This is a genomic window from Olsenella sp. An188, from assembly GCF_002160255.1.
GTDB classification, from domain to species: domain Bacteria; phylum Actinomycetota; class Coriobacteriia; order Coriobacteriales; family Atopobiaceae; genus Thermophilibacter; species Thermophilibacter avistercoris.
Map to the genome: position 1 here is coordinate 70,573 of NZ_NFKF01000006.1, position 24,733 is coordinate 95,305.

21 protein-coding genes and 2 tRNA genes are annotated in these 24,733 nt (G+C 66.5%); 12 read left to right on the forward strand and 11 right to left on the reverse strand.

Annotated elements, in window-relative coordinates; genetic code table 11:
• Nucleotides 1–98: 98 nt before the first annotated feature.
• Together B5F23_RS07420 and B5F23_RS07425 are read left to right on the forward strand one after the other, a co-directional pair.
• The gene (locus tag B5F23_RS07420; protein WP_087353281.1) at nucleotides 99–1,061 is read left to right on the forward strand and encodes a helix-turn-helix transcriptional regulator; all 963 of its coding nucleotides are present in this window, start codon (nucleotides 99–101) and stop codon (nucleotides 1,059–1,061) included.
• On the forward strand, nucleotides 1,051–1,980 hold the full coding sequence (locus B5F23_RS07425; protein WP_087353283.1) for a WYL domain-containing protein: 930 nt from the start codon (nucleotides 1,051–1,053) through the stop codon (nucleotides 1,978–1,980). Before B5F23_RS07420 ends, B5F23_RS07425 begins: the two co-directional genes overlap by 11 nt.
• A 3-nt stretch (nucleotides 1,981–1,983) precedes the next feature.
• Here B5F23_RS07425 and B5F23_RS07430 read toward each other — a convergent pair whose 3' ends face one another.
• The gene (locus B5F23_RS07430) at nucleotides 1,984–4,926 is read right to left on the reverse strand and encodes a helicase C-terminal domain-containing protein (protein WP_087353285.1); all 2,943 of its coding nucleotides are present in this window, start codon (nucleotides 4,924–4,926) and stop codon (nucleotides 1,984–1,986) included.
• The gene (locus B5F23_RS07435) at nucleotides 4,923–5,909 is read right to left on the reverse strand and encodes a D-alanine--D-alanine ligase family protein (protein WP_087353287.1); all 987 of its coding nucleotides are present in this window, start codon (nucleotides 5,907–5,909) and stop codon (nucleotides 4,923–4,925) included. Before B5F23_RS07435 ends, B5F23_RS07430 begins: the two co-directional genes overlap by 4 nt.
• 102 nt (nucleotides 5,910–6,011) lie before the next feature.
• On the opposite strand from B5F23_RS07435, the gene rlmN reads away from it, so the two are divergent.
• The gene (rlmN, locus tag B5F23_RS07440) at nucleotides 6,012–7,058 is read left to right on the forward strand and encodes a 23S rRNA (adenine(2503)-C(2))-methyltransferase RlmN (RefSeq protein WP_087353432.1); all 1,047 of its coding nucleotides are present in this window, start codon (nucleotides 6,012–6,014) and stop codon (nucleotides 7,056–7,058) included.
• Between the two features lie 330 nt (nucleotides 7,059–7,388).
• Here rlmN and B5F23_RS07450 read toward each other — a convergent pair whose 3' ends face one another.
• The 8 genes from B5F23_RS07450 to rpmH form a co-directional block, all read right to left on the reverse strand.
• Complete coding sequence (locus tag B5F23_RS07450) at nucleotides 7,389–8,258, reverse strand: ParB/RepB/Spo0J family partition protein (RefSeq protein ID WP_241145830.1); 870 nt, start codon at nucleotides 8,256–8,258, stop codon at nucleotides 7,389–7,391.
• Nucleotides 8,251–9,051: a ParA family protein gene (locus tag B5F23_RS07455; protein WP_087353292.1), complete on the reverse strand. Its 801-nt coding sequence runs from the start codon at nucleotides 9,049–9,051 to the stop codon at nucleotides 8,251–8,253. The genes B5F23_RS07450 and B5F23_RS07455 overlap by 8 nt, the downstream gene beginning before the upstream one ends.
• 196 nt (nucleotides 9,052–9,247) lie before the next feature.
• Nucleotides 9,248–9,994: a 16S rRNA (guanine(527)-N(7))-methyltransferase RsmG gene (rsmG, locus tag B5F23_RS07460; RefSeq protein WP_241145831.1), complete on the reverse strand. Its 747-nt coding sequence runs from the start codon at nucleotides 9,992–9,994 to the stop codon at nucleotides 9,248–9,250.
• A gap of 122 nt (nucleotides 9,995–10,116) precedes the next feature.
• On the reverse strand, nucleotides 10,117–10,659 hold the full coding sequence (locus B5F23_RS07465) for a Jag family protein (protein ID WP_241145832.1): 543 nt from the start codon (nucleotides 10,657–10,659) through the stop codon (nucleotides 10,117–10,119).
• 86 nt (nucleotides 10,660–10,745) lie between these two features.
• Nucleotides 10,746–11,507 carry a YidC/Oxa1 family membrane protein insertase gene (locus B5F23_RS07470; protein WP_087353296.1) on the reverse strand — a complete coding sequence of 254 codons (762 nt, stop codon included), beginning with the start codon at nucleotides 11,505–11,507 and terminating at the stop codon, nucleotides 10,746–10,748.
• Between the two features lie 23 nt (nucleotides 11,508–11,530).
• Entirely contained in the window at nucleotides 11,531–11,767 is a 237-nt protein-coding gene (gene yidD / locus B5F23_RS07475) for a membrane protein insertion efficiency factor YidD (RefSeq protein ID WP_342586925.1), read from the reverse strand.
• A gap of 1 nt (nucleotide 11,768) precedes the next feature.
• Entirely contained in the window at nucleotides 11,769–12,089 is a 321-nt protein-coding gene (gene rnpA / locus B5F23_RS07480; RefSeq protein ID WP_087353298.1) for a ribonuclease P protein component, read from the reverse strand.
• 12 nt (nucleotides 12,090–12,101) lie between these two features.
• Entirely contained in the window at nucleotides 12,102–12,236 is a 135-nt protein-coding gene (gene rpmH, locus B5F23_RS07485; protein ID WP_072373740.1) for a 50S ribosomal protein L34, read from the reverse strand.
• 349 nt (nucleotides 12,237–12,585) lie between these two features.
• Here rpmH and B5F23_RS07490 point away from each other — a divergent pair, with 349 nt between their 5' ends.
• From B5F23_RS07490 to gyrA, 7 genes are all read left to right on the forward strand, one after another.
• Nucleotides 12,586–13,641, forward strand: coding sequence for an ATP-binding protein (locus B5F23_RS07490; RefSeq protein WP_087353299.1), 1,056 nt, complete (start codon nucleotides 12,586–12,588; stop codon nucleotides 13,639–13,641).
• Between the two features lie 73 nt (nucleotides 13,642–13,714).
• Nucleotides 13,715–15,280 (forward strand): chromosomal replication initiator protein DnaA, encoded by a 1,566-nt coding sequence (locus tag B5F23_RS07495; protein ID WP_087353301.1) that lies wholly within the window; start codon nucleotides 13,715–13,717, stop codon nucleotides 15,278–15,280.
• Between the two features lie 245 nt (nucleotides 15,281–15,525).
• Nucleotides 15,526–16,626, forward strand: a complete 1,101-nt coding sequence (gene dnaN, locus B5F23_RS07500) for a DNA polymerase III subunit beta (RefSeq protein ID WP_087353303.1) — start codon at nucleotides 15,526–15,528, stop codon at nucleotides 16,624–16,626.
• Nucleotides 16,627–16,662: 36 nt separating this feature from the next.
• On the forward strand, nucleotides 16,663–17,757 hold the full coding sequence (gene recF, locus B5F23_RS07505; protein WP_087353304.1) for a DNA replication/repair protein RecF: 1,095 nt from the start codon (nucleotides 16,663–16,665) through the stop codon (nucleotides 17,755–17,757).
• Nucleotides 17,741–18,301, forward strand: a complete 561-nt coding sequence (locus B5F23_RS07510) for a hypothetical protein (RefSeq protein ID WP_087353306.1) — start codon at nucleotides 17,741–17,743, stop codon at nucleotides 18,299–18,301. Before recF ends, B5F23_RS07510 begins: the two co-directional genes overlap by 17 nt.
• Before the next feature lie 147 nt (nucleotides 18,302–18,448).
• The gene (gyrB, locus tag B5F23_RS07515) at nucleotides 18,449–20,491 is read left to right on the forward strand and encodes a DNA topoisomerase (ATP-hydrolyzing) subunit B (RefSeq protein WP_087353308.1); all 2,043 of its coding nucleotides are present in this window, start codon (nucleotides 18,449–18,451) and stop codon (nucleotides 20,489–20,491) included.
• A 143-nt stretch (nucleotides 20,492–20,634) separates the two neighbouring features.
• On the forward strand, nucleotides 20,635–23,358 hold the full coding sequence (gene gyrA, locus B5F23_RS07520; protein WP_087353440.1) for a DNA gyrase subunit A: 2,724 nt from the start codon (nucleotides 20,635–20,637) through the stop codon (nucleotides 23,356–23,358).
• An 84-nt stretch (nucleotides 23,359–23,442) separates the two neighbouring features.
• Here the strand turns inward: gyrA and B5F23_RS07525 are convergent, their stop codons facing one another.
• Entirely contained in the window at nucleotides 23,443–23,976 is a 534-nt protein-coding gene (locus B5F23_RS07525; RefSeq protein WP_241145833.1) for a bifunctional nuclease family protein, read from the reverse strand.
• 135 nt (nucleotides 23,977–24,111) lie between these two features.
• On the opposite strand from B5F23_RS07525, the gene B5F23_RS07530 reads away from it, so the two are divergent.
• Nucleotides 24,112–24,188, forward strand: a tRNA-Ile gene (locus B5F23_RS07530).
• Between the two features lie 91 nt (nucleotides 24,189–24,279).
• Nucleotides 24,280–24,352: transfer RNA gene (locus tag B5F23_RS07535), tRNA-Ala, on the forward strand.
• The last annotated feature ends 381 nt before the right edge of the window (nucleotides 24,353–24,733 follow it).

Sequence of the window (24,733 nt, forward strand, 5' to 3'; positions counted from 1 at the left end):
GTCACGCGGCGTGCATACAATCAAAAGAGTATACGTCTTGTCATCTCGTTTCGTAGAAAAGACGCAGACGACGCAAACAGCGGTGCGAAAGGAGGCCCGTGAGGCTCACGAGGGACGACGAGCGGGCGAGAAGAATCTGCTCGCTCGCCATCGGCTTCATGAACGCGAAAGCGCCCGTCCCCTCCTCGGACGTGGCACGCGACTTCTACCCCGACCTCTCCCCCGACAGCTTCCGACGGGCCTTCCTCCGCGACCGGGAGGCGCTCGCGGCCTGCGGCGTGGTCATCGAGGAGCGAGGCAGCGACGGGGGCGAGTCGCTCTGGGGAGTCGACGAGGGCTGCTTCGCGAGGGGCGCCGAGCTCGGCGCCCTCGAGGCCGCGGCACTCGAGGTCGCCTGCCAGCCGCTGCTCGGCGACCCCGGGTTCTCCATGGCCGACGAGCTCAGGCTCGCGCTCGCCAAGCTCACGCGTGCCTTCGCCGAGGCGGGTGTCGTGGCGAGCCCGCCCCGCCACGAGCCGCGCAGCTTCACCGTGCTGCGCTCCTGCCTGCTCGCGGGCCATGCGGCCTCGATCTCCTACACCGACGCGCGCGGAGTCTCCTCCGAGCGCGTCGTCGCCCCCTACGGGCTCTTCGAGCTGCGCGGCGTCCGCTACCTCGTCGCTGCCCGGATCGGAGAGGGAGGCGCTCCGGAGGAGGGTTCCGAGCGCACCTACCGCCTCGACAGGGTCTCGTCGGCGGAGGAGCGGCGCGGCGTGTCCTTCGAGGTGCCCGCCGACTTCTGCGTGGACGACTGGAGAAGGCTTCCCTTCCAGATGGGGGACCCAACCATCACCGCGCGCTTTGAGATTCCCCGCGGGCGCGAGCAGGACCTGCGGCGCGCCGCCGGTGTGCACGGAACCTTCGAGCTCGGGGACGACGTGCTCGTGTGGGAGGTCCCCGCAAGCTCCGAGGCCGCGGCGGCGAGCTGGGCCGTCGCGCAGGGCATCCGCCCCCTGGCCCCGGAGGGGCTCGTCAGCGCCTGGGAGCACGTGCTCGAGGGGGTGGCCGGCGATGCCTCGTAGGGGACCTGGGGCGGGGCGCCCCGGCGCGCTCGACGAGGCGCGGGAGCTCGTCGCGCTTGTCGCCAGCCTCTCCGAGGCCGGGGACGCCCTCACCGCTGAGGCGGTCGCCTCGCGGCTCGGAACCTCGGTCGAGCGGGCCGAGAAGCTCATATCCCTCGTGCTCACCTCCGTCGGGATCGGCGGGGCGACACTGCCGCTCGTCGAGGACGGCGGAGGGGTGACCCTCGCCTTCTCGCAGGGCGTCCGGGGCCGCAGGCTGCGGCTCACGAGGACGGAGACCCTCGCACTCGCCGCCGCGCTCGAGCGGCTCGGCGTCGACGGGGACGACCCGCTGAGGGCGCGCCTCGAGCAGGCGGCCGCACGCGAGGGCGTGGACGAGGAGCTCGTAAGGAGAATCGTCTCCGAGGACCAGGACGTGCCGCGGGAGGCGCTCGAGGCCTGCGCGCGGGCGCTCGTGAGACGCGAGGACCTGTCCTTCTCGTACAGGAAGTCGCCCGACGCGGCGGCTGAGGAGCGCCTCGTCAGGCCGGAAGGCCTGCGGCACGAGGACGGGTCTTGGTACCTCGACGCGCTCGACCTGGGCCGCGGGGCACGACGAACCTTCAGGCTGGACCGCATGGAGGGCGCGCGGGGCGTGGCGGCGAGGGAGCCCCTCGCGCGCGCCGAGGCTGAAGCCGGCGGCGGCCGAGAGGTGAGGATATCGTTTTCCGACCCCAGCTACCTGGACCTTCTCCCCTGGCACGACCTGCGCGTGGAGCGCACGGCCGACGGCGTCCAGGGCGTGACGCCCTACTACGGGGGGATGTGGCTCCCGCGCATGCTCGCGGCGTGTGGCGGCACCGCGACCACCGACGACGCCGAGGTCGCCGCGCTCGCCCGGAGCTACGCCCGCGGGCAGCTCGGGAGAGGCGTGCGGTAGCGCCTACTCGTGGCTCGCGCGCCACGTCCTGATGTAGCGGCCCACGTTGGCGCTCTCGAGGCGCGAGACGTTGCTCGAGGGCAGGGAGCTCACGAAGAGCCTGCCGTACCCCTTGCTCGCCACGCGCGAGTCCGCGAGCACGAGCACGCCGGTGTCGGTCGCCGAGCGGATGAGGCGCCCCGCGGCCTGCTTGACCGAGATGACCGCCTCGGGCAGGGAGTAGCGCCACCACGCCCGGTCCTCCCGCCGGTCGCGCTCGCGCACGAGCGGGTCGTTGGGACTCGCGAAGGGCAGCTTCGGGATGACCACGCAGCGCAGGGTGTCCCCGGTCGCGTCGAAGCCCTCCCAGAACGAGCGCAGGGCCATCAGCGAGAGGGTCTTCTCGGCCATGAACCTGGTGCGCAGGCGTCGCGGGGAGCTTCCTCGCTCCTGGCAGGCAACGTCGAGGCCCTCCGCGGCGAGGCGGGGGCGCAGGGCCTCGTAGACGCGCTCCATGTCCCTTCGGTTGGTGAAGAGCGTCAGGACCGAGCCGCCCATGGCGACGTGCACGTCAAAGAGCAGGTCCTCGAGGGCGCCCAGGTAGGCGCGGTCGTTCGGGGCGGGCAGGTCGCGCGTCACGACGACGGACATGTGCGCGTCGAAGTCAAAGCTCGAGTCGAGCCGCACGTCGCGGCGGGCGGCCTCCGGCAGCGCCGAGAGCCCGACCGCGGACTCGAAGTGCGAGAAGTCGTCCCCGACGGCGATGGTGGCCGAGGTGAACACCACGCTCTCCATCTCGGGAAGCCACCGCTCGGCAAGGTCGGCGCCCACGTCGATCTTCTCGGCAACGAGGCGCTCGGCGGCGATGCGGCGCTTGGAGCGGGAGAGCTGCGCGGAGTAGACGTAGCGCTCGTCCGTGCCGTCGCAGACGAGCCTGACGGCGGCGAGAAGATCGCGCACGAACCGCGCGGACTCGCCGAGGTCGACGGCCAGCTGGGGAGCGTCCGGGGCGAGGGCAGACACGGCCTCGGCGAGGGCCCGGGAGGTCTCGTCGAGCGCGTCGGCGGCGCGCTCTCCCGCCTGGGCGACCTCATCCCACTCCGACGTGGCCCGCACGGCCGCGTCGATCCACAGGGTCACGTTGTCGTAGCCGCCCTCCGAACGCGCGAGCGGGGCGAGCTCGTGGACGGCGAGGAACAGGTCGGCGACGGTCGTCGAGGCGCGCGCGGCGCAGGCCGCGGCCTTCGTGAAGAGCCCCACCAGCAGCGTGGACCCCTCGAGCGCCATGGACTGGACCATCGCGGCGTGAATGGCGCCGGTGCGCGTTCCGCCGAGCAGCTCGAAGGCGGCGCGGGCCTCCTCGCCCGAGACCTCGACCGCCCACTGGCGGCGCGCCTCGGCCTCGAAGCCGTGCGCCTCGTCCACGACCCAGTGGCGCACGGGGGGCAGGATGCGCCCCTCGGCCTCCACGTCGCGAAGCAGCAGGGAGTGGTTCGTCACCACCACGTCCGCCCGCGAGGCGCGGCGGCGGGCACCGTGCAGCAGGCACTCGCCGGGGAAGTAGGGGCAGCGGCCACGCAGGCACTCGCCCGGCGTGGTCGTGAGCATCGGGCGCGGCACGTAGCGCCAGCGGATGCCGAGGGCGTCGAGGTCGCCCTCGGGGGACTGGCAGGCAAAGGCGTAGGTCACCGCAACGGCCGTGAGCATGTCGCAGGCGATGGCGTTGTCGGACCGCCCGTCACGTCCCGAGACCGCGGCGAGCGGCAGCTCCCCGGTCGCCGCGCGGTCAACGCGGTGCAGGCACGGGTAGTGGTCGTAGCCCTTGAGGCTCGTGAACGAGAGGCCTCCCGGCAGGGCGGCCGCGAGCGCCGGGAGCTCGTGCGAGACGAGCTGGTCGGTGAGGGCGTTGGTCTTGGTCGCCACGCCCACGGTGACGTTGTTGCGCTGGGCGAAGAGCACCTCGGGGAGCAGGTAGGCCACGGACTTGCCCACGCCCGTCCCCGCCTCGATGGCGCGGTGCGTGGAGGTGGAGAGCGCCTCGGCCACCTCGCGGGCCATGGCGACCTGCTCGGGGCGGCGCTCCATGCGCTCGTACATCCTCGAGACCACCCCGCCGGGCTCGAAGGCGGCCTCGACCTCCTCGGCCGAGACGCCCCGCGTCGAGTCCAGCTCGGCGGCGTCGGCGCGCTGCGCTCCCTGGCAGGAGCGCACCAACTCGGCACGGACCGCCTTGAGCGAGAAGGACGTGCCGCCGTCCTCCTCGCCGAGGTCGGCAAGGTAGGAGAAGACCGGCCTGAACGGCCAGTCTACCTCGGGGTGCATCCCAGCGAGGCGGCCGAGCAGGCCCGCGGGGAGGTCGGCGATGGCGCAGAGCAGGATCGGCCACATGCCGCAGAGCGCCTCGACGTCGTCGCCGGCGCGGTGCGTCACCGAGGCGCAGCCAAAGGCGGAGGCCATGTCGGCGAGGCGGTGCGTCGAGAGCCTCGGAAGGGCTATGCGGGAGAGCGCGAGGGTGTCTATCCACGTGTCGGAGACCTCCGACCCGCCCGGGACCCCCTCGACGAAGGTCCTGTCGAACGTCGCGTTGTGGGCGAGCACCGGCCGCCCGCCGACGAACTCCGCGAGGGCGGCGACGGCGTCACGGGCGCTCGGAGCGTCGCTGACGTCGGCGTTGGTTATGCCCGTGAGCTGGGTGATCTCGGCGGGGACGGGCCCGCCGGGGTGCACGAAGGTCTCGAAGCGCTCCCGGACCTCGCGGCCGCAGAGCAGCGCCGCGGAGATCTCTATGAGGTCGCAGTCCTTGAAGGAGAGGCCCGTCGTCTCGGTGTCGAGCACCACGACCTCGTCCTCGAGGGGACCGAAGTCGAGCGCGCGAGCGCGCTCGGGCAGGCTTACGTAGGCATCCCTGACCACGTCGGGGGTGCCGGGAAGGAGTATGGCCTCCACCTGGGAGGCGACGTCCGTCATGCCTCTTCCGCGTTCTTCTCGCCCACCTGGTGCGCCTCGAGCGCGTACTCGACGAAGCGCGCGCAGAGCTCGGGGAACTCGATGCCGCCGTGACGCGCCGAGTCGGGCAGCAGGGACTCGGCCGTCATGCCGGGGATGGTGTTGGTCTCGAGGATCACGGGCTCGCCGGCCTCGGTGACGATGAAGTCACTGCGCGAGCACCCGCGGCAGCCGAGGGCCCGGTGCGCGCGGACGGCAAGCTCCTGGGCACGGGCGTAGACGCCCGGCTCGAGGCGCGCGGGGATGACGTGGTGCAGGGCAGACGGCTCGTACTTGACCTTGAGGTCGTAGAACTCCGCGCCCGTCACTATCTCGACGATCGGCAGCGCGTGGGCGTCCTCGTTGCCGACCACGGGCACCGTGATCTCCATGCCCGTCACGCACTCCTCGACGAGCACGCGGCCACCGGCGGACGAGGCCCGCTCGATGGCGTCGGAGAGCTGGGCGCGCTCGGTCACGCGCGTGATGCCGAAGCTCGACCCGTTTGCCGCCGGCTTGACGAACAGCGGCAGGCCAAGCTCGCCCACGAGCTCGTCGACGCGCTCCTCAGAGAGCCGGGCGTGGCACGGGAGGTCGACGCCGCGCGGGACGCGGATGCCGGCGCGCGCGAACACCTCCTTGGCAAGCTCCTTCTCGGCCGAGACCGCCGAGGCCGTCACGCCCGAGAAGGTGTAGGGAATGTGCAGGATCTCGAGGAGGCCCTGGATGCAGCCGTCCTCTCCGTACGCGCCGTGGAGTGCCACGAAGGCCACGTCGTAGCTCCCCGACACGAGGCGCGCGACAAAGTCCCGTGCGGCAAGGTCGAGCAGGTCAGCGACCTTAAAGCCTGCGGCGAGAAGGGCGCGGCGAACCTCGCTCGCCGACTGGAGCGAGATCTCCCGCTCGTCCGACCAGCCGCCGCAAATGACCGCCACGCGCTTGCTGCGCAGCACCTCTGTGTCCATCGAAGCTCCCTCGCCGCTCGTCCCCGTGCGCTAGACTCTCACGTGGAGTTTTCCCTGCAGATGAGGATACTCCAGATGCCGCCTGACGACCCGGGAGAGACCATGCCTGCAGACAAGACCGAGAGGCGCGACCTCCACACCCTCACGCGCGGGGAGCTCCAGGAGCTCCTCTCCGGCCTCGGACAGCCCGCCTTCCGGGCCAAGCAGGTCGAGGAGTGGGTGTGGGTCAGAAACGCCCGCTCCTTCGACGAGATGACCAACCTTCCCAAGTCCCTGCGCGAGGAGCTCGCGCGCCGCTGCACCCTCGGGGGCGTCGAGGAGGCCGCGCGCCAGGTGTCCTCGGACGGAAGTCGCAAGTACCTGCTGCGCCTCTCCGACGGCGTGAGCGTCGAGTGCGTAGGCATGCCGTCCAGGAACCGCCTTGCGGTCTGCGCCTCCACGCAGGCGGGCTGCCCCATGGGCTGCGCCTTCTGCGCCACGGGCGCGGCCGGCCTCACGCGCTCGCTCACCGCCGCAGAGATCTACGAGCAGGTCATGCACGTGCGCGACGACTTCAACGCGCGCGTCACGAGCGTGGTCCTCATGGGGCAGGGCGAGCCCTTCCTCAACTACGACGAGACCCTCGCGGCCCTGCGCCGGCTCAACTCGCCCGAGGGCGCGGGCATAGGCGCGCGGCACCTCACGGTCTCCACCTGCGGCGTCATCCCGCAGATCATGCGCTTTGCCAACGAGCCCGAGCAGTTCACGCTCGCCGTCTCCCTCCACTCGGCCGTCCAGCGGACGAGAAACGCCCTCATGCCGGGCGTGCGCAAGTACTCCCTCGTCAACCTCTACAACGTCATGGGCGAGTACGTCTCCAAGACGGGCCGCCGTCCCACCTACGAGTACGCGCTCATCGGAGGCGTCAACGACACCGACGCCGAGCTCCAGGCCCTCTGCGACTTCTGCGAGGGAACGCTCGCCCACGTCAACCTCATCCAGCTCAACGAGGTCGAGGGCTCCAAGTTCCGCCCCTCCACCGAGCTGAGGGCCCAGGACTTCGTCCGCAGGCTCGCCAACGTCGGCGTCGAGGCAACGGTCAGGAACTCTCGCGGCGCGGACATCGACGCCGCGTGCGGCCAACTCAAGCAGCGCATCCTAAGGTCGTAACACACTTACAGAACGTATGTTCTATTATCTTGTAACGCGAGGGGGAGGATGCATCGCGCGTCCTCCCCCTCGCCTTTGACTCGATTGCACCTTAGAAGCCGAGCGCGTCCCACTGCTGCTCGGTACGCTGCCGGTTGGGCAGCACGTCCTCCTCCATGACGGAGCCCTGAGCGTCATCGACCACCTTACACATACGCTCAACTGCGTCGTTTACCGCGCGCGCTCCGCTCTTTATGCTCTCTTTCGCCTCATCGGAGAGCAGAAGCCGATAGGCAAGGTAGACGGTCCCTGCCGTAAGGGTAGCGATGGTCAGTGTCGTCCTGAGCTTCCTCACTCCGACCACGTCCCCGGTCCGGCGAGAAGATCCACGATGCGCGCGAGCTCATCCTCGCTCTTGAACTCGATCTCAATCTTGTTCTTGCCGCGAACGTTCTTCACCTTGACGTTGGTGTCGAGGGCAAGGCGCATCTGACGTGCCGCTCGCTTGAAGGACTGGGGCTGAGGTATCCGCACGGGCTTCTCGACGTTCTCCGTGACAGAAAACAGTGGGGCAAGACTTTCTGTCTGACGCACCGACAGACGCTCGCTCACAACTTTCTCCGCAAGCTTGATACGACCCTCTTCCGATGGGACGGCAAGAATCGCCCTAGCGTGCCCCGCAGTCAGCTTCCCATCGTCCACAAGCTCCTGGACCTCCTGGGGAAGGTCCAGGAGTCGGAGGGTGTTCGTGATCGCCGAGCGCGACTTTGAGAGCGCCTTGGCGAGCTCCTCCTGCGTGAGACCCTTCTCCTTGATGAGCTGACGATAGCCCTGGGCCTCCTCAAGCGGGGTGAGGTCGGAACGCTGAAGATTCTCAATGAGGGCGAGCTTGAAGACCTCCTCGTCAGAGATCTCCTTGATGATGACAGGAACCTCGTCAAGACCCGCGAGCCGAGCGGCCTGGTACCTACGCTCTCCGGCAACTATCTCATAGTGGTCACCCTGCTTGCGCACAAGCAGCGGCTGCAGAATTCCGTTCTGCTTAATTGAGTCAGCAAGCTCAGCGAGCTCGTCAGGGTTGAACCTCTTTCGAGGCTGCCCCTTGTTCGGCTGCACCTTATCAATTGGCAGGGTTGAGTCAGGTCGCATTCCCGCCGTCTCGGCGTCAGCCTCACCAACGAGCAGGCCAAGCCCCTTTCCGAGGCCGGACTTCTTAGCCACGTAGCACCACCTCTTTCGCCAACTTTGAGTAGGCAAGGGCGCCCTTGCTCACACGTGCGTACATAACAACGGGAAGTCCGTGACTCGGCGCCTCGGACAGCTTTACGTTGCGAGGAATGATCGTCTTGAACATCTTCTTGCCAAAGTACGACTGAACCTCATCCACAACCTGCTTGGATAGCGTCGTCCTGCTGTCATACATGGTCATGACGACACCAAAAATCTCAAGACTCGGATTCATGCGCTTCTTGACCATTTGCATTGACTCAAGGAGCTTTGCTACCCCCTCAAGAGCGTAGTATTCGCACTGAATCGGAATAAGGAGCGAGTCAGCAGCGACGAGCGCGTTGATAGTGAGCAGACCGAGCGACGGAGGACAGTCAATGAAAACGTAGTCAAAGTCGTCCTTGACGCGAGAAATCGCCTCCTTGAGTATCGACTCGCGTGCCATCGCAGATACGAGCTCGATTTCTGCAGTTGCAAGTTGGATAGTCGCCGGAACGATGAAGACGTTAGGCTCGCAGGTTGGAAGAATCGTCTCCTCGATCGGCTGATCGTGAAGAATCACGTCGTAGATATCGTGCTCAAGTTCTTCTTTCTCAACGCCATAGCCACTTGTTGAGTTTCCTTGAGGGTCAAAGTCAATGACAAGAACCTTTTTCTTGCCCTCACCAAGACATGCCGACAGGTTGATGACTGTTGTCGACTTTCCGACACCACCTTTCTGGTTGATGACAGCGACAACCTTTGCATCGCGCTGAGGAAGACCTCGTTTTACGTCTTTGTAGCTCATTTGTCCTCCGTGAGTCTTGTTTGGGCACGATATTGCTCTTAACAACTATACGGTATTGTTTCACATGAAACGTGCTCAATGTTGTTCAGGATTGAGACATTCTACTCATAGAGAAACCCGGGCGTTTCACGTGAAACGTCCGGGTTTCTGATAATCACATCTATATACTCACTTTGTTTCACGTGAAACCAACTACTCACTCCACCCCAAGAGGCTCCTTGCTAGCAAGTCCCACTCTACGAGGGAGCTTGATCTTACTCTTTAACGTCTTTCTATACATGAGGATCTCTCGATGTCCAAGTCCATCTCTCAGTTCAAAGGTTTCACGTGAAACAAAGGCCAAACCACAGAGCTTCGCCGCACGTTCGGCACAGGTAAGTTCCTCTATCTCAGGACGCGCCTTTTGAATGACGAGAAGACCATCCCGACGAAGGAGAGGCGTTGCGTACTCAATGAGGACATTAGACTGCGCAACGGCCCGAGCAAAGACATAGTCCTGAGATCCAGGAATCTCATGAGCAAGTTCCTCAACACGGGTGTGGCGAGCCTCGAGACCATCAACACCAAGCTCAGAAATGAACTCGTTGACTGCCTTCACCTTCTTACCGACAGAGTCAACGAGAAGTCCGTGAGCTCCGGTCATGACACCAAGAGGAATGCCGGGGAAGCCACCACCCGTGCCAATGTCAAGAAAGGTGGAGGTAGCCTCAAGACGGACGTCTTGGCAGGCCAACGGAAGAAGCGAGTCAACAACATGAAGCGTCACGGCTGAGGAAGGGTCAACGATCCTCGTGAGATTGACGACCTTATTCTTCTCTATGAGTAGCTCAAGGTGACCAACGAGCTTAGTGGCCTTGTCCTCAGGACAGTCAATGCCAAACGATCCAAGCTCGCTCATGACCTGAGTAACAAGGGTCAGAGTATTCTTGCAGGGCGTCGTCATAGGAAACTCCGATCGGACGATGACAAAAAGTCACGAGTCGAAAGAAATTGGCAAGAGAAGAGGGAGGCTGCCGTGGCAACCTCCCTCATAGGATAGCGTTCGCTGGAGAACGAAGTGAGCGTCTACCGAACGGCCGTGATGACCACGTGACGGTCAGGCTCCTCACCCTCAGAGTGAGTCACGACCTCATCGTCATCGACGAGCGCCAGGTGAATGAGGCGACGCTCGTAGGCGTTCATGGGAGCAAGGGAAACCTTGCCGCCACGCTGCTTGGCGCGAGCGGCGGAGGAGCGGGCGATCTCCTCGAGCTTGTGACGACGGCGGCTCTTGTAGCTCTCGATGTCGACGACCACGGGATAGTAGAACTTGATACGGCTGCTGAGGAGCGAAGTGAGAACCATCTGCAGCGCGTCGAGCGTACGCCCATGACGGCCAATGAGAACGGCGAGGTCCCCGCCACTGACGTCGAGGATGAGCTCCCCGTTGTCTCCGTCGTACTCGTCAATGGAGCAGCGGTCCTCACCAAAGAGGGAGAGGATACCCTTGAGATAGTCCACCGCAAGGTCTGCTATGGCGTCCATCTCTTCGTCGGTCAGCTCGATGCCGGCCTCGTAGTGCTCTCGGATGGAGGAGAAGTCATCCTCAGCAAGGCTCTCGGCACTCATGCGCTCTTCCTCGGCCATACTATCCTCCGATAAAACAATAGTCAAACTAAATACTCTGAATCACAGCTGGTGATAGGTAGTTTTGCCTAACCCTTCTTGTGCGGGCGTGGCTTCTTCTCGCGACGGACCACGTCAACCTCGACGGGGCGGTTTGCCGCCTCGGCCTCAGCCTCGGCCTTGGCCTTCTCCATGACGCGCTTGGTGATCACCTGCTGCTGGATAACCTGCCACAGGGAGGACGTCACGTAGTAGAGCAGGACGGCCGCCGGGCAGGAGGCCCAGCCAAACCAGAGCATCATGATCGACATGACGCCGCCCATGAGGTAGGACGAGGAGCGCTGCTCGGCAGGCTGGTTGCGTGCCGTGAGGACCATCGGCAAAAACGTCAGGGCGCCGAAGGCGACGTCGAAGGCAACGTAGGGCAGCGCGGCGACGATGCCGGACTGCTCGACGACCTGCGCGACGGACAGCGAGATGGACGGGAGGATGTTGAAGAAGCACGCCCACTCGGGGACGGCGCGCACGACGGAGAAGAGACCAAAGAAGACCGGCATCTGAAGGAGCAGGGGCAGGCAGCCGCCGAGCGGGTTGAACTTCATGTCCGCGTAGACCTTGCGCAGCTCCTCCTGCATGCGCACGGGATCGTCCGCATAGCGCTCCTGGATCTCCTGGAGCTTGGGCTGAACCACCTGCATGCGCGCCGTGGACTTGGTCGAGTGCGTCATCAGCGGCGTCAGGAGAAGACGGATGATGAGCGTAAGGACGATGACGGCGAGGCCGTAGTCGTGGGTGAAGCCGTAGAGGCTGTTCAGCACCCAAGTCAGAAAGTTAATAAACCATTCCCACATGGTTCCTCCGTGGCCCGCGCCCCTCAGGGCACGGGGTCATATCCGCCTGCATGGAGGGGGTGGCACCTGAGGATCCTGCGAGCCGCGAGGGAGCCTCCCCTGATGAGTCCGTACCGTTCGATGGCCTGGCACGCGTACTGGGAGCACGTGGGGACGTAGATGCACCGCGCACGAAGCAGCGGGGACACGCGCCTCTGGTAGAGGCCAATCGCGGCCAGGGCCGCGCGTGCCGCCAGCGAGCGTCGTGCGACGGCGCCCACCCTAGGCCCCTGCCCGCTCGAGGAGCCTCCTCAGCGCGACGGCGACCTGCTCGGGGGAGCTGTCGTGCGTCCTGTGCGTCGAGAGGAGAATTACGTCGAAGCCGTCTCTCGGAAGCCCGGACAGCCGCGCGGCCTCCCTGAGGACGCGCTTGCACCGGTTCCTGAAGACGGCGTTGCCAAGCCGCTTTGCCGCGACGAAGGCGACCCTACCAGGGCCGCCTTCGTCGAGACGCATCACTCGAATCCGCAGAAATGAGTCGTTGAGCCTCTTTCCGCGCGAGAAGACCGTCTCAAAATCTCTCTTGGACTTGATGGTCTTCATCGTGTGAGGGTCTTAGACGGTGAGACGCTTGCGACCCTTGGCACGACGACGGGCGAGGACGGCGCGGCCGCCCTTGGTGGCCATGCGGGCACGGAAGCCGTGCGTGGTGGCGCGCTTACGCTTGTTGGGCTGATACGTACGCTTCATAGCTATTCCTCCCGGTTGGGCATGAACTTCCATTAGAGCAATAAGCTCAGAGATTGTAAGGGTCTTCCCCGCGACATGTCAATTTACGCGTCAGAGAATCTCCACGTTTTGCCCGCTCAGCGCCGCCGCGCGCCTGAGAGGACGAGAATCCATTTCATGCACGGTTGGAACCATATTTTCAAATCGGCGAAATGTGTTTCTCGCATGCTATGATTTTGCAACGCGTTTCATCGGGATTTTCCAAGTTTTCTACTATTGTTCGTCCGCTGTAGAAAACTTTCGTTCATATCGAATTCTCAGTGAAAAGTTTTCGACATCCGATGAACAGATGTAGAAAGGGGGACGGACGATGGCGCGGGACTTCTACCCGTTTGTGGAAAAGGACGGCGAGAAGGACGCGGCGCAGGAGGATGCCACGGCCTGCGAGGTCCATCACCCGGCGCGCATCGCCGTCTACGACGACGCCTCGGCCGCCCCGCGCGTGGTGGTCATAGAGCCGTGCGACGTGCGCGACTACCTCGAGCAGATAACCGCGGCGGTGAACCGCCTCTCGCACGAGCAGGGGGGAACCATCCCCTTCATGGTCATCAGGGAGATCGTGGAGAACTTCATCCACGCCTACTTCCAGGCGCCCACGATCACCATCCTCGACGGCGGGGACACGATCCGCTTCTCAGACCAGGGCCCGGGCATCAAGGAGAAGTCCCTGGCCATGGAGTACGGCACAAGCTCGGCGACCGAGGAGATGAAGCACTACATCCGCGGCGTTGGGAGCGGGCTGCCCTACGTGCAGCAGTACATGACGGACAAGGGCGGCAGCCTCGAGATAGAGGACAACATTGCCGGGGGCACGGTGGTCACGATCTCCACGCGCCCGCGCGAGGAGGCGCGCGCCGTCTCCGGGGCGGGCGAGGAGCGCGAGGACGCCACCGTCCCCGAGGTGGCGTGGCAGCAGCCGTGGGCGCAGCAGCCGTGGCCCGGCACCTACCCGCAGCAGGCCCCCTACCAGCAGGGATACCCCCAGCAGCCGTGGGCGCAGCCGACCGCCGCGCCCGGTGCGTGGCCCCAGGCCGCGCCGGCAGCCCAGCCGTGGCAGCAGCCGTGGCCCCAGGGGGCGCCGACACCCCAGCAGCCGTGGGCGCAGCCGCAGCCCTGGCCTGGCCCCGCCGAGCCGCAGGCCACGCCGGCGCCGGCGGTGCCAGCGGTCACGATCGACGAGCGCGGCCACCAGGCGCTCGCGTTTCTCGCCGAGCACGGGGCCGGGGGGCCCACCGAGCTCGTGCGCGCCTTCGGCTCGTCCGCTGCCACGTGGTCGCGCGCCCTCTCCTCGCTCACGGCGCAGGGTCTCGTGGTCAAGGTCGGCCAGAAGTACCAGCTGACGGCCATCGGCCGGACGTTCGCCTAGCTCCCCTCGGAGAAGTTATCAACAATCGCTATACTAGGTCTCCGACTTTTTCGACAATGGGAAACGTGGGACCATGGAACTCTCCTTTGAAACGGACGCCGAGGCACTCTGGCAGGACACGCTCGACCTTCTCGCCGGCGAGAACCTCCCCGAGGCGGTGCTCGCCATGCTCAGGAACTGCACGCCGACCGGCATGGACGAGGGCGTGCTGCACCTCGAGACGCCGATGAGGCTCGTGCTCAAGACCGTCTCCAAGAACTCCGAGCTGATCGAGGGCGTGCTCTCCACCGCCGCCTTCCAGCCGATGAGGCTCGACATCACCTTCGCCCAGGCAAACGCGCAGCCCGCGGCGGCAGCCGCACGGCGATCGACGATGACCCGCGACGAGGCGGACCGCTGGGCGGCGGAGACCTCGGGCGCGCGTCCGACGCCGCCCGCTCCCGCCGCGAGCGCCTTCATGGAGGACACCTGGGACGAGGGCTCGGCGGTGGCGGCGCGCGAGGCCGAGAACCGCAGGCGCCGCGAGCGCAACCCCCTCGTGGAGGACATCTCCGCCACGACCTCCAAGCTCACGTTCGACCGCTTCGTCCGCGGTGACGAGAACGACATCGCCTACCAGGCCGCCCTGCAGGTGGCAAACGGCATGAACAGCACCTACAACCCGCTGTTCATCTACGGGAAGAGCGGCCTGGGCAAGACCCACCTGCTGCGGGCCGTGCAGAACTACATAGCGCGCAACGACCCGTCGCGCCTGTGCGTCTACCGAGACGCCTCGACCTTCATCACCGACTACACCGAGGCCATGCGCCACTCCGAGCGCTCGGCCGCCTCGGTCCTGCGCCAAAACTACGCCGACATCGACGTGCTCATCATCGACGACGTCCAGAAGATGGCCGGCAAGGCGGGCACCATCGGGTTCTTCTTCGACACCTTCAACGAGCTCATCGGCAACGGCAAGCAGATCGTGCTCGCCGCCGACCGGACCCCGGCGCAGCTCGGCATGGGCAAGGACGGCTTCGACGAGCGCGTGACGAGCCGCCTGGGCTCGGGCTTCACGGCGCCGATCCAGGTCCCGAGCTACGAGCTCAAGCTTCGTCTCATCGAGACCTTCTGCGAGCGGATGCGCGAGGACGCCCTGCGCGAGAACGTGCCGGCGCTCTCCGGCTCCATCCCCGACTCGGCGCGCCAGTACATGGCCGAGCGCGCTGGCACCAACATCCGCGTCATCGAGGGCTTCTGCCAGCGCTGCCTGTTTGCGGCCACGACCGCCGAGCGCGCGGGCGGCGAGCTCAGGCGCGAGGAGATCGAGTCGATAGCCCGAGAGTGCTGGCCGAGCGCCGGCCGCTCCGTCTCCATCGAGGACGTCCAGAGGGCGGTGGAGAAGTACTACGACATAGACCACTCGAGCCTCGTGGGAAACAAGCGCCACAAGTCGCTCATGGAGGCCCGCCACGTGGCCATCTGGCTCTCGCGCGAGCTGTGCGACCGCACGCTCGCCGACATCGGCAAGCACTTCGGCGGCCGCAGCCACGCCACGATCATGCACAGCATCAGCGTCGTGGACGACGCCAAGCGCGAGGACAAGAGCTTCTACGACCGCCTCATGCAGATCCGCGAGTCGATAACCGGAAACGCGTGAGCGCGGCGTTGTTGAAAACCGTGTCGACATGGTGTCCAGAGGGGGAGAAAAGCGGTGCGATCGTGTGGAAGGGGTTTTCGACAAGGACCGCGCGTGTTGACGGGCGTTGACGCGCGAGGGGTCGGGCGGGGGTTCTTCTCGCCGGGCGCTAGCTCGGGCTTTGCCGTGTTTTGTGACTTTTGGACATGCCCTATTACTACTACTGTTCTTTAATGGATATATAGATATAAGAGAAAGGGTCAGCCGTGAAGTTCACCGTCAGCCAGTCCTCGCTCATGAAGGCACTCTCCGTGGTCTCCAAGGGCATGGGCGCAAACTCGACCCTGCCCATCCTCTCGGGAATCTACGTGCGCGCCGCCGAGGGCACGCTCGAGTTCCAGACCAACAACCTGACGATCTCCATCCGCCACCTCATCCCGGCGAACGTAGAGGAGCCGGGCGAGACGGTGGTCTCGGGCAAGGTGCTCACGAGCATCGTCAAGACCCTCTCCGATGCCGCGGTGACCTTCGAGGGCAGCGGTCGCACGCTCACGATCTCCTGCGAGAAGTCGACCTTCCGCCTGAACACGCTCAACCCCGCCGACTGGTCCGGCTTCCCCGAGCTTGCCCCCGAGCGCACGATCGAGCTGCCGAGCGAGCTGCTCTCCCGCATGGTCGACAAGGTCTACCGCGTGACCTCGCGCGAGACGAGCCGCCCCATCCTGCAGGGCATCCTGCTCACCGTGGAGGACAACACCATCCGCCTCGTCGCGACGGACTCCTTCCGCCTCGCGGTGTGCGACTCCTCCGTCGAGGCGGCGCCCGGCGAGGCCTTCCGTGCCATCGTCCCCGGCGCGGTCTTCCACGACGTCCTCTCCATGCCGTCGATGACCGACGAGATCTCCATCGGAACGACGGAGAGCCAGGTGGTCTTCACCTTCGGCAACACGACCTTCGTGTCCCGCCGCATCGAGGGCAACTTCCCCGACTACAAGCAGCTCCTCCCGCCCACCTGCGCCACGGCGGTCGAGATCGACGTGGCGGCCTTCTCGGCCGCGCTCAAGCGCGTCTCGGTCATCGCGCAGCAGAACGCGTCGGTGCGCTTTGACATCGACGCCGACGGTGGCCTCATGCGCCTCTCCGCGAGCTCGCCGGAGCAGGGCGAGTCCAGCGAGACCATCAGCTGCGATGTCGAGGGCCAGGGCCTCTCGATCGCGCTCAACTACCACTACGTCTTCGACTGCGTGAACGCGGTCTCGGGCAGCCCCTCCATGCGCCTCGAGCTCCAGGGCTCGGTCCAGCCGGGCATCTTCAAGGTGAACGGCAAGGTCAACTACCTCTACCTGCTCATGCCGGTGCGCCTCTAGGCGCGTGGCGCGGCGAGAAGGACCAGGGGTCGGGGCGTGGGGCTTCGCGTCACAGAGCTCGAGCTGGCGGACTTCCGCAGCTTCGGGCGTCTCTCCGTGCGGCTGGCCGACGCGGTGACGGTCTTCGTGGGGCCCAACGCGGCCGGCAAGACCAACACCGTCGAGGCGCTGCAGCTGCTCACGGCCGGCCAGTCGTTCAGGCGGCCCACCCCGTCGCAGCTCGTCCGCGACGGGGCCGCGTCGGCGCGCGCCGCCGCGCGGCTCACGGGCGACGGCCGCGTGATAGACGCGCGGCTCGACGTGGTGGCGGGACGGCGCCAGTTCTTCCGCAACGGCAAGCGCGTCCAGGCGGCGGAGATGCCCGAGGCGCTCATGAGCGTGCTCTTCTCGCCCGACGACCTCGCGCTCGTCAAGCGCGGCGCCTCGGGCAGGCGCGACGAGCTCGACGACTTCGGCCGCCAGGCCAACCGGGGCTACGCCAACGTCCTCTCCGCGTACCTGCGCTCCGTGGAGCAGAGAAACCGCCTGCTCAAGGACGAGTGGCCGGATGCGGGGCTGCTCGACGCGTGGGACGCCTCGGTCGCGCTCGGCGGCGCCACGCTGCTCGCCGCGCGCCTCAGGCTCTTCTCGCGCCTGGCCGAGAAGGTGAGCGCCGTCTACGAGGCCGTCTCCGGGGGCGAGCTCCTGAGCTGCTCGTACGTGTGCACGCTCGGCGAGGGCCTCGAGGGTGCGTGCCGCGACGAGCTTCGCGACGCCTTCCTCGAGCGCCTGCGCGCGGGCCGAGACGAGGACCTGCGCCGGAGGCAGACCTGCGCCGGGCCGCACCGCGACGACGTCTCGTTTGTCATCGAGGGGCACGACGCCCGCGCCTTCGGGTCACAGGGGCAGCAGCGCACGGTGGCGCTCGCCCTCAAGATGGCCGAGGTCGAGCTCGCGGGCGAGATCGTTGGCTCCCGACCGCTGCTCTTGCTCGACGACGTGATGAGCGAGCTCGACGAGAGCCGGCGCTCCGCGGTCATGGACTTCGTCCGCGGCGGGATCCAGACCGTGGTGACGACGACCAACCTCGGGTACTTCTCGCCCGAGCTCCTCGAGGCGGCGGAGGTGGTGCGCTTTGGCGAGCGGTCGTGACGTGCGCGCGAGAAGCGAGCTCGAGGCCGAGGCGCTGCGCCGCGAGGCCGCGCCGACGCCGGTTGCAGACGCCTTCGACGCGCTCCTCTCCTCCGCCGATGCGCAGGGACGCGTGCGCTCCACGTGGAACGTCACGCGCGCGTGGTACTCGGTCAACGGCGACCACGAGCGCGCGCACACGGTCGGCACCTTCGTGGAGCAGCCCCGCCGCGCCGGCGCGCTGCCGGTGCTCGTGGTCTACGTCGACACGAAGTCCTGCGAGGTCGACTTCATGGCCAACCGCGAGATCTACCTCGCCCGCCTCGAGCAGGCGGGCCTGCGCTTCCGCGAGGTGCGCTTCCGCCAGTCGAAGCGGCCGCGCGCGGAGCGCGACGGGGAGCCGCGCAGGAAGGCCCCGGCCGCCGAGCCGCCGCTCCCCGAGCTGAGCGCGGAGGAGGAGCGCCGGGCCGAGGAGCTTCTCGCCGGCGTGTCCGAGGCCCTCAGGCAAAGCGTCTCTCGGGCCGTGAGAGTGTCCATGCGGGCTGAGAAGCGCCGGAACAGCTAAAATCGTGAAGGTGGCCTCAGAAGGCCTCTCATTGCCTCACAAGCGCTATATTTGTTCCATCTGGCTCTATTTTGAACGGGGCCGAGAGAAAAAACGCCAACAACGAGCGCAGGGCCGCGGCGCGGCCCGTCTGGGAAGGATGTGCGCGTGGCAAAGAAGAGCGAGAACGAGTACGGAGCCGGGGAGATCAAGATTCTGGAGGGCCTCGAGGCCGTCCGTAAGCGCCCCGGCATGTACATCGGCACGACGTCCGAGACCGGCCTGCACCACCTGGTGTGGGAGATCGTGGACAACTCCGTGGACGAGGCCATGGCGGGCTTCTGCACCAAGATCAAGGTGACCGTCCACCCGGACAACTCCATCACCGTGGACGACAACGGCCGCGGCATTCCGGTGGAGAAGCACCCGGTCAAGAAGATCCCGACCCTCGAGGTCGTCCTCACCATCCTGCACGCTGGCGGCAAGTTCGACAACAACGCCTACAAGGTCTCCGGCGGCCTGCACGGCGTGGGCGTCTCGGTCGTCAACGCCCTCTCCAAGAGGCTCGTCGCCCAGGTGAAGCGCGACGGCAAGATCTACGAGATGGTCTTCGAGCGCGGCAAGACGGTGCAGAAGATGCGCGAGGTCGGCACCTCCAAGGCTACGGGCACCTCCATCACCTTCTGGCCGGACGACCAGATCTTCGAGACCACCACCTACAGCTGGGACACGCTCCACGACCACCTGCAGGAGACGGCGTTTCTCAACAAGAACCTCAAGATCGTGCTGGTCGACGAGCGCGAGCTCACGCCGCGCACCGAGGAGTTCTGCTACGCCGGCGGCATCATCGACTTCGTCAAGTTCCTGAACGACGAGAAGGACATCCTGCCCGGGCTCTCCCGCCCGATCTACATCGAGGGCCGCTCCGCGGCCGACGCCCCCGAGAGCCAGATGGGCGAGGTCGAGGTGGCCCTGCAGTGGAACACCGGCTACTCCGAGCGCACCCTCTCCTTTGCCAACGACATCTACACCGAGGAGGGCGGCATGCACCTCGAGGGCTTCCGCACGGCCCTCACCAAGGTGGTAAACGACTACGGCCGCAAGCAGAACATCATCAAGGAGAAGGACTCCAACCTCGAGGGCGGCGACATCCGCGAGGGCCTCACTGCGGTCATCTCGGTCAAGCTCCCCGACCCGCAGTTCGAGGGTCAGACCAAGGCCAAGCTCGGCAGCTCCTACATGCGCACGCTCGTGAACCGCGTGGTCACCCAGGGCATGACCGACTACCTCGAGGAGCACCCCAACCAGGCGAAGGAGATCCTGAAGAAGGCCTCCCAGGCCGCCAAGGGCCGCCTCGCCGCCCAGAAGGCGCGCCAGGCCACGCGCCGCAAGAGCCTGCTCGAGAGCGCGGCGCTGCCCGGAAAGCTCGCCGACTGCTCCGTGCGCGACGCCGAGATGACCGAGCTTTTCATCGTGGAGGGCGACTCCGCAGGCGGCTCGGCCAAGGACGGCCGCAGGCGTGACATCCAGGCGATCCTTCCGCTGCGCGGCAAGATCCTGAACGTCGAGCGCGTGGGCGACCACCGCGCGTTCTCGAGCGACACCATCCAGTCGCTCATCACCGCCATCGGCACCGGCGTGACCACGGGCACCGGCGACGGCGGGGACTTCGACATCACGAAGGCGCGCTACCACAAGATCATCATCATGACCGACGCCGACGTCGACGGCGCCCACATCCGCATCCTGCTGCTCACCTTCTTCTACAAGTACATGCGCCCGCTCATCGACGCCGGCTACGTCTACATCGCCACGCCGCCGATCTTTGGCGTGAAGGTGCGCAACAAGATCCACTACGTCTACCCCGACGGCAAGACGCCCGAGGACGAGCTGCTGCGCCAGACGATCCGCAGCCTTGGCCTCAACCCCGACGAGGAGGACGACGCGGACAAGTCCCAGGCGGCCATCAAGGGCTCCGGGCGCAAGAGGCGCGGCTACACCGTCCAGCGCTACAAGGGCCTCGGCGAGATGGACCCCAAGCAGCTGGCGTCGACCACGATGGACCCCAAGACGCGCATCCTGCAGCGCGTGACCATCGAGGACGCCATGACGGCCGACCGTGCCGTCCGCGAGCTGATGGGCAACCAGGTAGAGTACCGCCGCGACTACATCGAGAAGCACGCGCACGACGCCCGCTTCCTCGACGCTTAAAACAGACCGAGAGGGTGATGCGAGGGGACGGTCCCCTCGCATCGCCGAGGGCATGATGCGAGGGGGAGCGCCCCCTCGCGTCACCAGAAGAAAGGCCACACGTGGCAGAAGATCAGAACAGCACCACCGGCACCGGCGCGGAGATGCCCGAGGACCTGAGGCGCCTGCTCGCCCGCGCCGAGCAGGGCGAGGACGGGGCGGACGTCTACGTCGAGGGGGACTCCGACGACGAGGACGACGTCGACGACGAGGAGCTCGAGGAGAGCTTTGGCGCCAACTCGCGCGGCGAGGACACCGGCGAGACCGACATCAACGGCGGCTCCCTCCAGATGAGCGAGTTCGGTCACGAGATGAAGCAGAGCTTCATCGAGTACTCGATGTCGGTCATCACGGCCCGCGCCCTTCCCGACGTGCGCGACGGCCTCAAGCCGGTCCACCGCCGCATCCTCTACGCCATGAACGAGTCCGGCATCTTCCCCAACCGGCCCCACAAGAAGAGTGCGTGGACGGTCGGCGAGGTCATCGGCAAGTACCACCCGCACGGAGACTCCGCCGTCTACGACACCATGGTTCGTCTCGCCCAGTGGTTCTCCATGCGCACGCCGCTCATCGACGGTCACGGCAACTTCGGCAACATCGACGGCGACGGCGCCGCGGCCATGCGATACACCGAGAGCCGCCTCGCCAAGCCCGCCATGGAGCTCCTGCGCGATCTCCAGAAGGACACCGTCGACTGGGGCCCCAACTACGACGAGTCGCTCGCCGAGCCGCGCGTGCTGCCGGCGCGTTTCCCCAACCTGCTGGTGAACGGCTCCTCGGGCATCGCCGTTGGCATGGCGACCAACATCCCGCCGCACAACCTCGCCGAGACCGTCGAGGCCACCTGCGCCTTCATCGACAACCCCGAGATCACCGTCGACGAGCTCATGCAGGTCATGCCCGGCCCCGACTTCCCCACCGGCGCCATCATCATGGGCTCCGACGGCATCCGCCAGGCCTACGAGACCGGCCGCGGCTCGATCACCATCCGCGCCAAGGCCCACGTGGAGTCCACCAAGACCGGCCGCAGCCGCCTCGTCTTCACCGAGATCCCCTACCAGGTGAGCAAGGGCACCCTCCAGGAGAAGATCGCCCAGCTCGTCAACGAGAAGCGCATCGAGGGCATCTCGGACATGCGCGACGAGTCCACGAGCAAGGGCATCCGCCTCGTCATCGAGCTCAAGAAGGGCGTGGTGCCCGAGGTCGTCCTCAACAACCTCTACAAGTTCACCTCGCTGCAGACCACCTTCGGCGTGAACAACCTCGCCCTGGTGGACGGCGTGCCCAGGTGCCTCTCGCTGCGCGAGATCCTGCGCCACTACGTCGACCACCAGGTCGACGTGGTCACCCGCCGCACGCGCTACGACCTCAAGAAGGCCCAGGCCCGCGCGCACATCCTCGAGGGCTACCTCATGGCCCTCGACCACATCGACGAGGTTATCTCCATCATCCGCTCCTCGCAGACCGACACCGAGGCGTCCCAGCGCCTCATCGAGCGCTTCGGCTTCACGCCCGAGCAGACCCAGGCCATCCTCGAGATGCGCCTGCGCCGCCTCACCGGCCTCGAGCGCGACAAGATCGAGGAGGAGCTGGCGGGCCTGCGCCGCGCGATCGCCTACTACGAGGACCTTCTCGCCCACGAGGAGAAGATCCTCGCGGTGATCAAGGAGGAGATGCGCGAGATCGCCGCCAAGTACGGCGACAAGCGCCGCACCGAGATCGCGGGCGCCGTCAAGAACCTCGACGTCGAGGACCTCATCGCCGACGAGGACATGGTCGTCACGATCACGCACACCGGCTACATCAAGCGCATCCCCGTGGCCACCTACCGCTCCCAGAAGCGCGGCGGCAAGGGCGTCCAGGGCCTCTCCCTCAAGGACAACGACTTCGTCGAGGACCTCTTCGTGGCGAGCACGCACGACTACGTGCTGTTCTTCACCAACCTCGGCAAGGTCTACCGCCTCAAGGTTCACGAGCTGCCCATCGGCAGCCGCCAGGCGCGCGGCTCGGCCATCGTCAACGTGCTCGCGCTCGCCGAGGGCGAGCACCCCACGGCCGTGATCACGTGCCGCGAGTTCCCGGCGGACGAGTACCTCATGTTCGCCACGTCCGGCGGCATGGTCAAGAAGACCGCCATGAGCGAGTATGACAAGAGCCGCCGCGACGGCATCATCGCCATCAACCTGCGCGCCGGCGACGAGCTCGTCAACGTGCGCCGCGTGCGCCCCGGCGACAAGGTCATCCTCGTCTCCACGGACGGCAAGGCCATCCTGTTCGACGAGTCCGAGGTCCGCGCGATGGGCCGCAACACGTCCGGCGTCCGCGGCATCACGCTCAAGGGTGACGCGCGCATGCTCGGCATGGAGATCTCCAACGGCAACGGCGACCTGTTCGTCATCACCGAGAACGGCTACGGCAAGCGCACGCCGGTCGCCGAGTACCCCGAGCACCGTCGCGGCGGCCAGGGCGTCTACACCATCGCGATGACGGCCAAGAAGGGCAACCTCGTGGCCTGCCGCGTGGTGGGCCCGCAGCACGAGCTCATGATCGTCTCGAGCGAGGGCGTGGTCATCCGCGTCAAGTCCGGCGACGTGAGCCGCCTCGGCCGCTCCACGCAGGGCGTCAAGGTGATGAACATGGTCGACGGCGACCACGTGAGCGCCGTGGCGCGCATGGTCGCGCGCAAGAAGAAGGCTCCCAAGCACGACGAGAGCCAGGGCATGCTCGACCTGGCGGCCGCCGGCGCCAAGGACGCCGACGAGCCCGAGAGCGTCGACATCGGAGGCGACGAGGAACTCTCCGACGACCTCCTCGACGACGAGGAGTAGCGTCCAAGAGACGGCCCCGCAGGCGGACGAGCCTGCGGGGCCTCTTTCTTATCCTGGGTTTGGCGTGAGCGCGCTGGACGGGGCCTACTCGCCGTCCTTCTCGCCGTGCGTGACGTTGAAGTCCTCCGGGGAGAGGTTCTCCACGAACTCGTGGAACTCCTCGAGCTCGTGGGCGCGCTCGTCGCGCTCGACGCCGCGGAAGTCCGGCAGCGCGGCGGTCTCGAGCACGGACTCGTCCGCGTAAACGGCGACCCCCTCGCGGACCGCGAGGGCGAGCGCGTCGGAGGGGCGTGCGTCGACGTAGGTGCGCTCGCCGGCGGCGGTCATCAGCTCGACCTGCGCGAAGAACGTGGTGCCCTGCACGGCCATGATGCGCACGCTCAGGCAGCGCCCGCCGAGCGCGGAGATCGTGGAGGAGAGCAGGTCGTGGGTCATCGGGCGGCTGCCGGGGCGCGGCGTCACGCCCATGGAGATGGCCGTGGCCTCGACCGAGCCGATCCGGATGGGCAGCTGCAGCGCGGCCGCGTCGCGGTTGTCATGGGTCCTCAGCACCACGAGCGAGGCAACCGGGCCACCGCCGACCACGACGCTCTGTATGTCCATCTTCCTCAGGGGCACGCTCTGTCCTCTCTTCTCTGTTGGCATATCCTACCCAATCGGGTGGTGCAAGCAACGCGTCGGAAGTCAATCGGAAAGAAATCGAAAAAGTCGTTGACCAAGACGCGGGGGCTGTGTAATATATCTCCTTGCGTTGGGCCTGTAGCTCAGTTGGTCAGAGCGTCCGGCTGATAACCGGGAGGTCACAAGTTCGAACCTTGTCAGGCCCACCACTTTCCTGACAATAGTCGCCCCAGCGTTAGCCGAGTCGCCGCTGGGGCGATTATTCTTTTCCGGCGCGCCACGCGCGCGTGCCGGCCCAGAGGGGACGTAGCTCAGCTGGGAGAGCGCGGGCTTTGCAAGCCTGAGGCCGTGGGTTCGAACCCCATCGTCTCCACCCGTCTCGTACGCCGGGGCCCGCGGGCCCCGGCTTTTTTGTGGCCCGGCCCGGCGCCCCCTCCGTGCTTAGGAAAACGGCGTTGTGGCAATCTGGCCGCCTGAGGTGCTTAGGGATTCGGGGTTGTGGCAGCCCGGACGGTCCTTCTCGCCCCTCTTTTGGCGAGAAGGACCTGGGAGCGGCGCCGCTACCTGGGGTTTCTTGAATGGCTTGCGTAGGCGGACTGTCACAACCCCGGATTCCTAAGCGGTCGATGAGCCCGGACTGCCACAACTCCGTTTCTCTAAGCACGGATGGGGACACGGGTGAGCGCGGAGGCCGCACCCCGCCCTGCCGCCGCGCCCCGGACCCGCCTCTCTGGGCCGGCGGTGTATCATCGCA

Coding starts and splice junctions, on each gene's coding strand:
- B5F23_RS07425 (WP_087353283.1), top strand. CDS start 1,051: ATGCCTCGTAGGGGACCTGGGGCGGGGCGCCCCGGCGCGCTCGACGAG.
- B5F23_RS07430 (WP_087353285.1), bottom strand. CDS start 4,926: ATGACGGACGTCGCCTCCCAGGTGGAGGCCATACTCCTTCCCGGCACC.
- B5F23_RS07435 (WP_087353287.1), bottom strand. CDS start 5,909: ATGGACACAGAGGTGCTGCGCAGCAAGCGCGTGGCGGTCATTTGCGGC.
- rlmN (WP_087353432.1), top strand. CDS start 6,012: ATGCCTGCAGACAAGACCGAGAGGCGCGACCTCCACACCCTCACGCGC.
- B5F23_RS07455 (WP_087353292.1), bottom strand. CDS start 9,051: ATGAGCTACAAAGACGTAAAACGAGGTCTTCCTCAGCGCGATGCAAAG.
- rsmG (WP_241145831.1), bottom strand. CDS start 9,994: ATGACGACGCCCTGCAAGAATACTCTGACCCTTGTTACTCAGGTCATG.
- B5F23_RS07465 (WP_241145832.1), bottom strand. CDS start 10,659: ATGAGTGCCGAGAGCCTTGCTGAGGATGACTTCTCCTCCATCCGAGAG.
- B5F23_RS07470 (WP_087353296.1), bottom strand. CDS start 11,507: ATGTGGGAATGGTTTATTAACTTTCTGACTTGGGTGCTGAACAGCCTC.
- rnpA (WP_087353298.1), bottom strand. CDS start 12,089: ATGAAGACCATCAAGTCCAAGAGAGATTTTGAGACGGTCTTCTCGCGC.
- rpmH (WP_072373740.1), bottom strand. CDS start 12,236: ATGAAGCGTACGTATCAGCCCAACAAGCGTAAGCGCGCCACCACGCAC.
- B5F23_RS07490 (WP_087353299.1), top strand. CDS start 12,586: ATGGCGCGGGACTTCTACCCGTTTGTGGAAAAGGACGGCGAGAAGGAC.
- B5F23_RS07495 (WP_087353301.1), top strand. CDS start 13,715: ATGGAACTCTCCTTTGAAACGGACGCCGAGGCACTCTGGCAGGACACG.
- gyrA (WP_087353440.1), top strand. CDS start 20,635: ATGCCCGAGGACCTGAGGCGCCTGCTCGCCCGCGCCGAGCAGGGCGAG.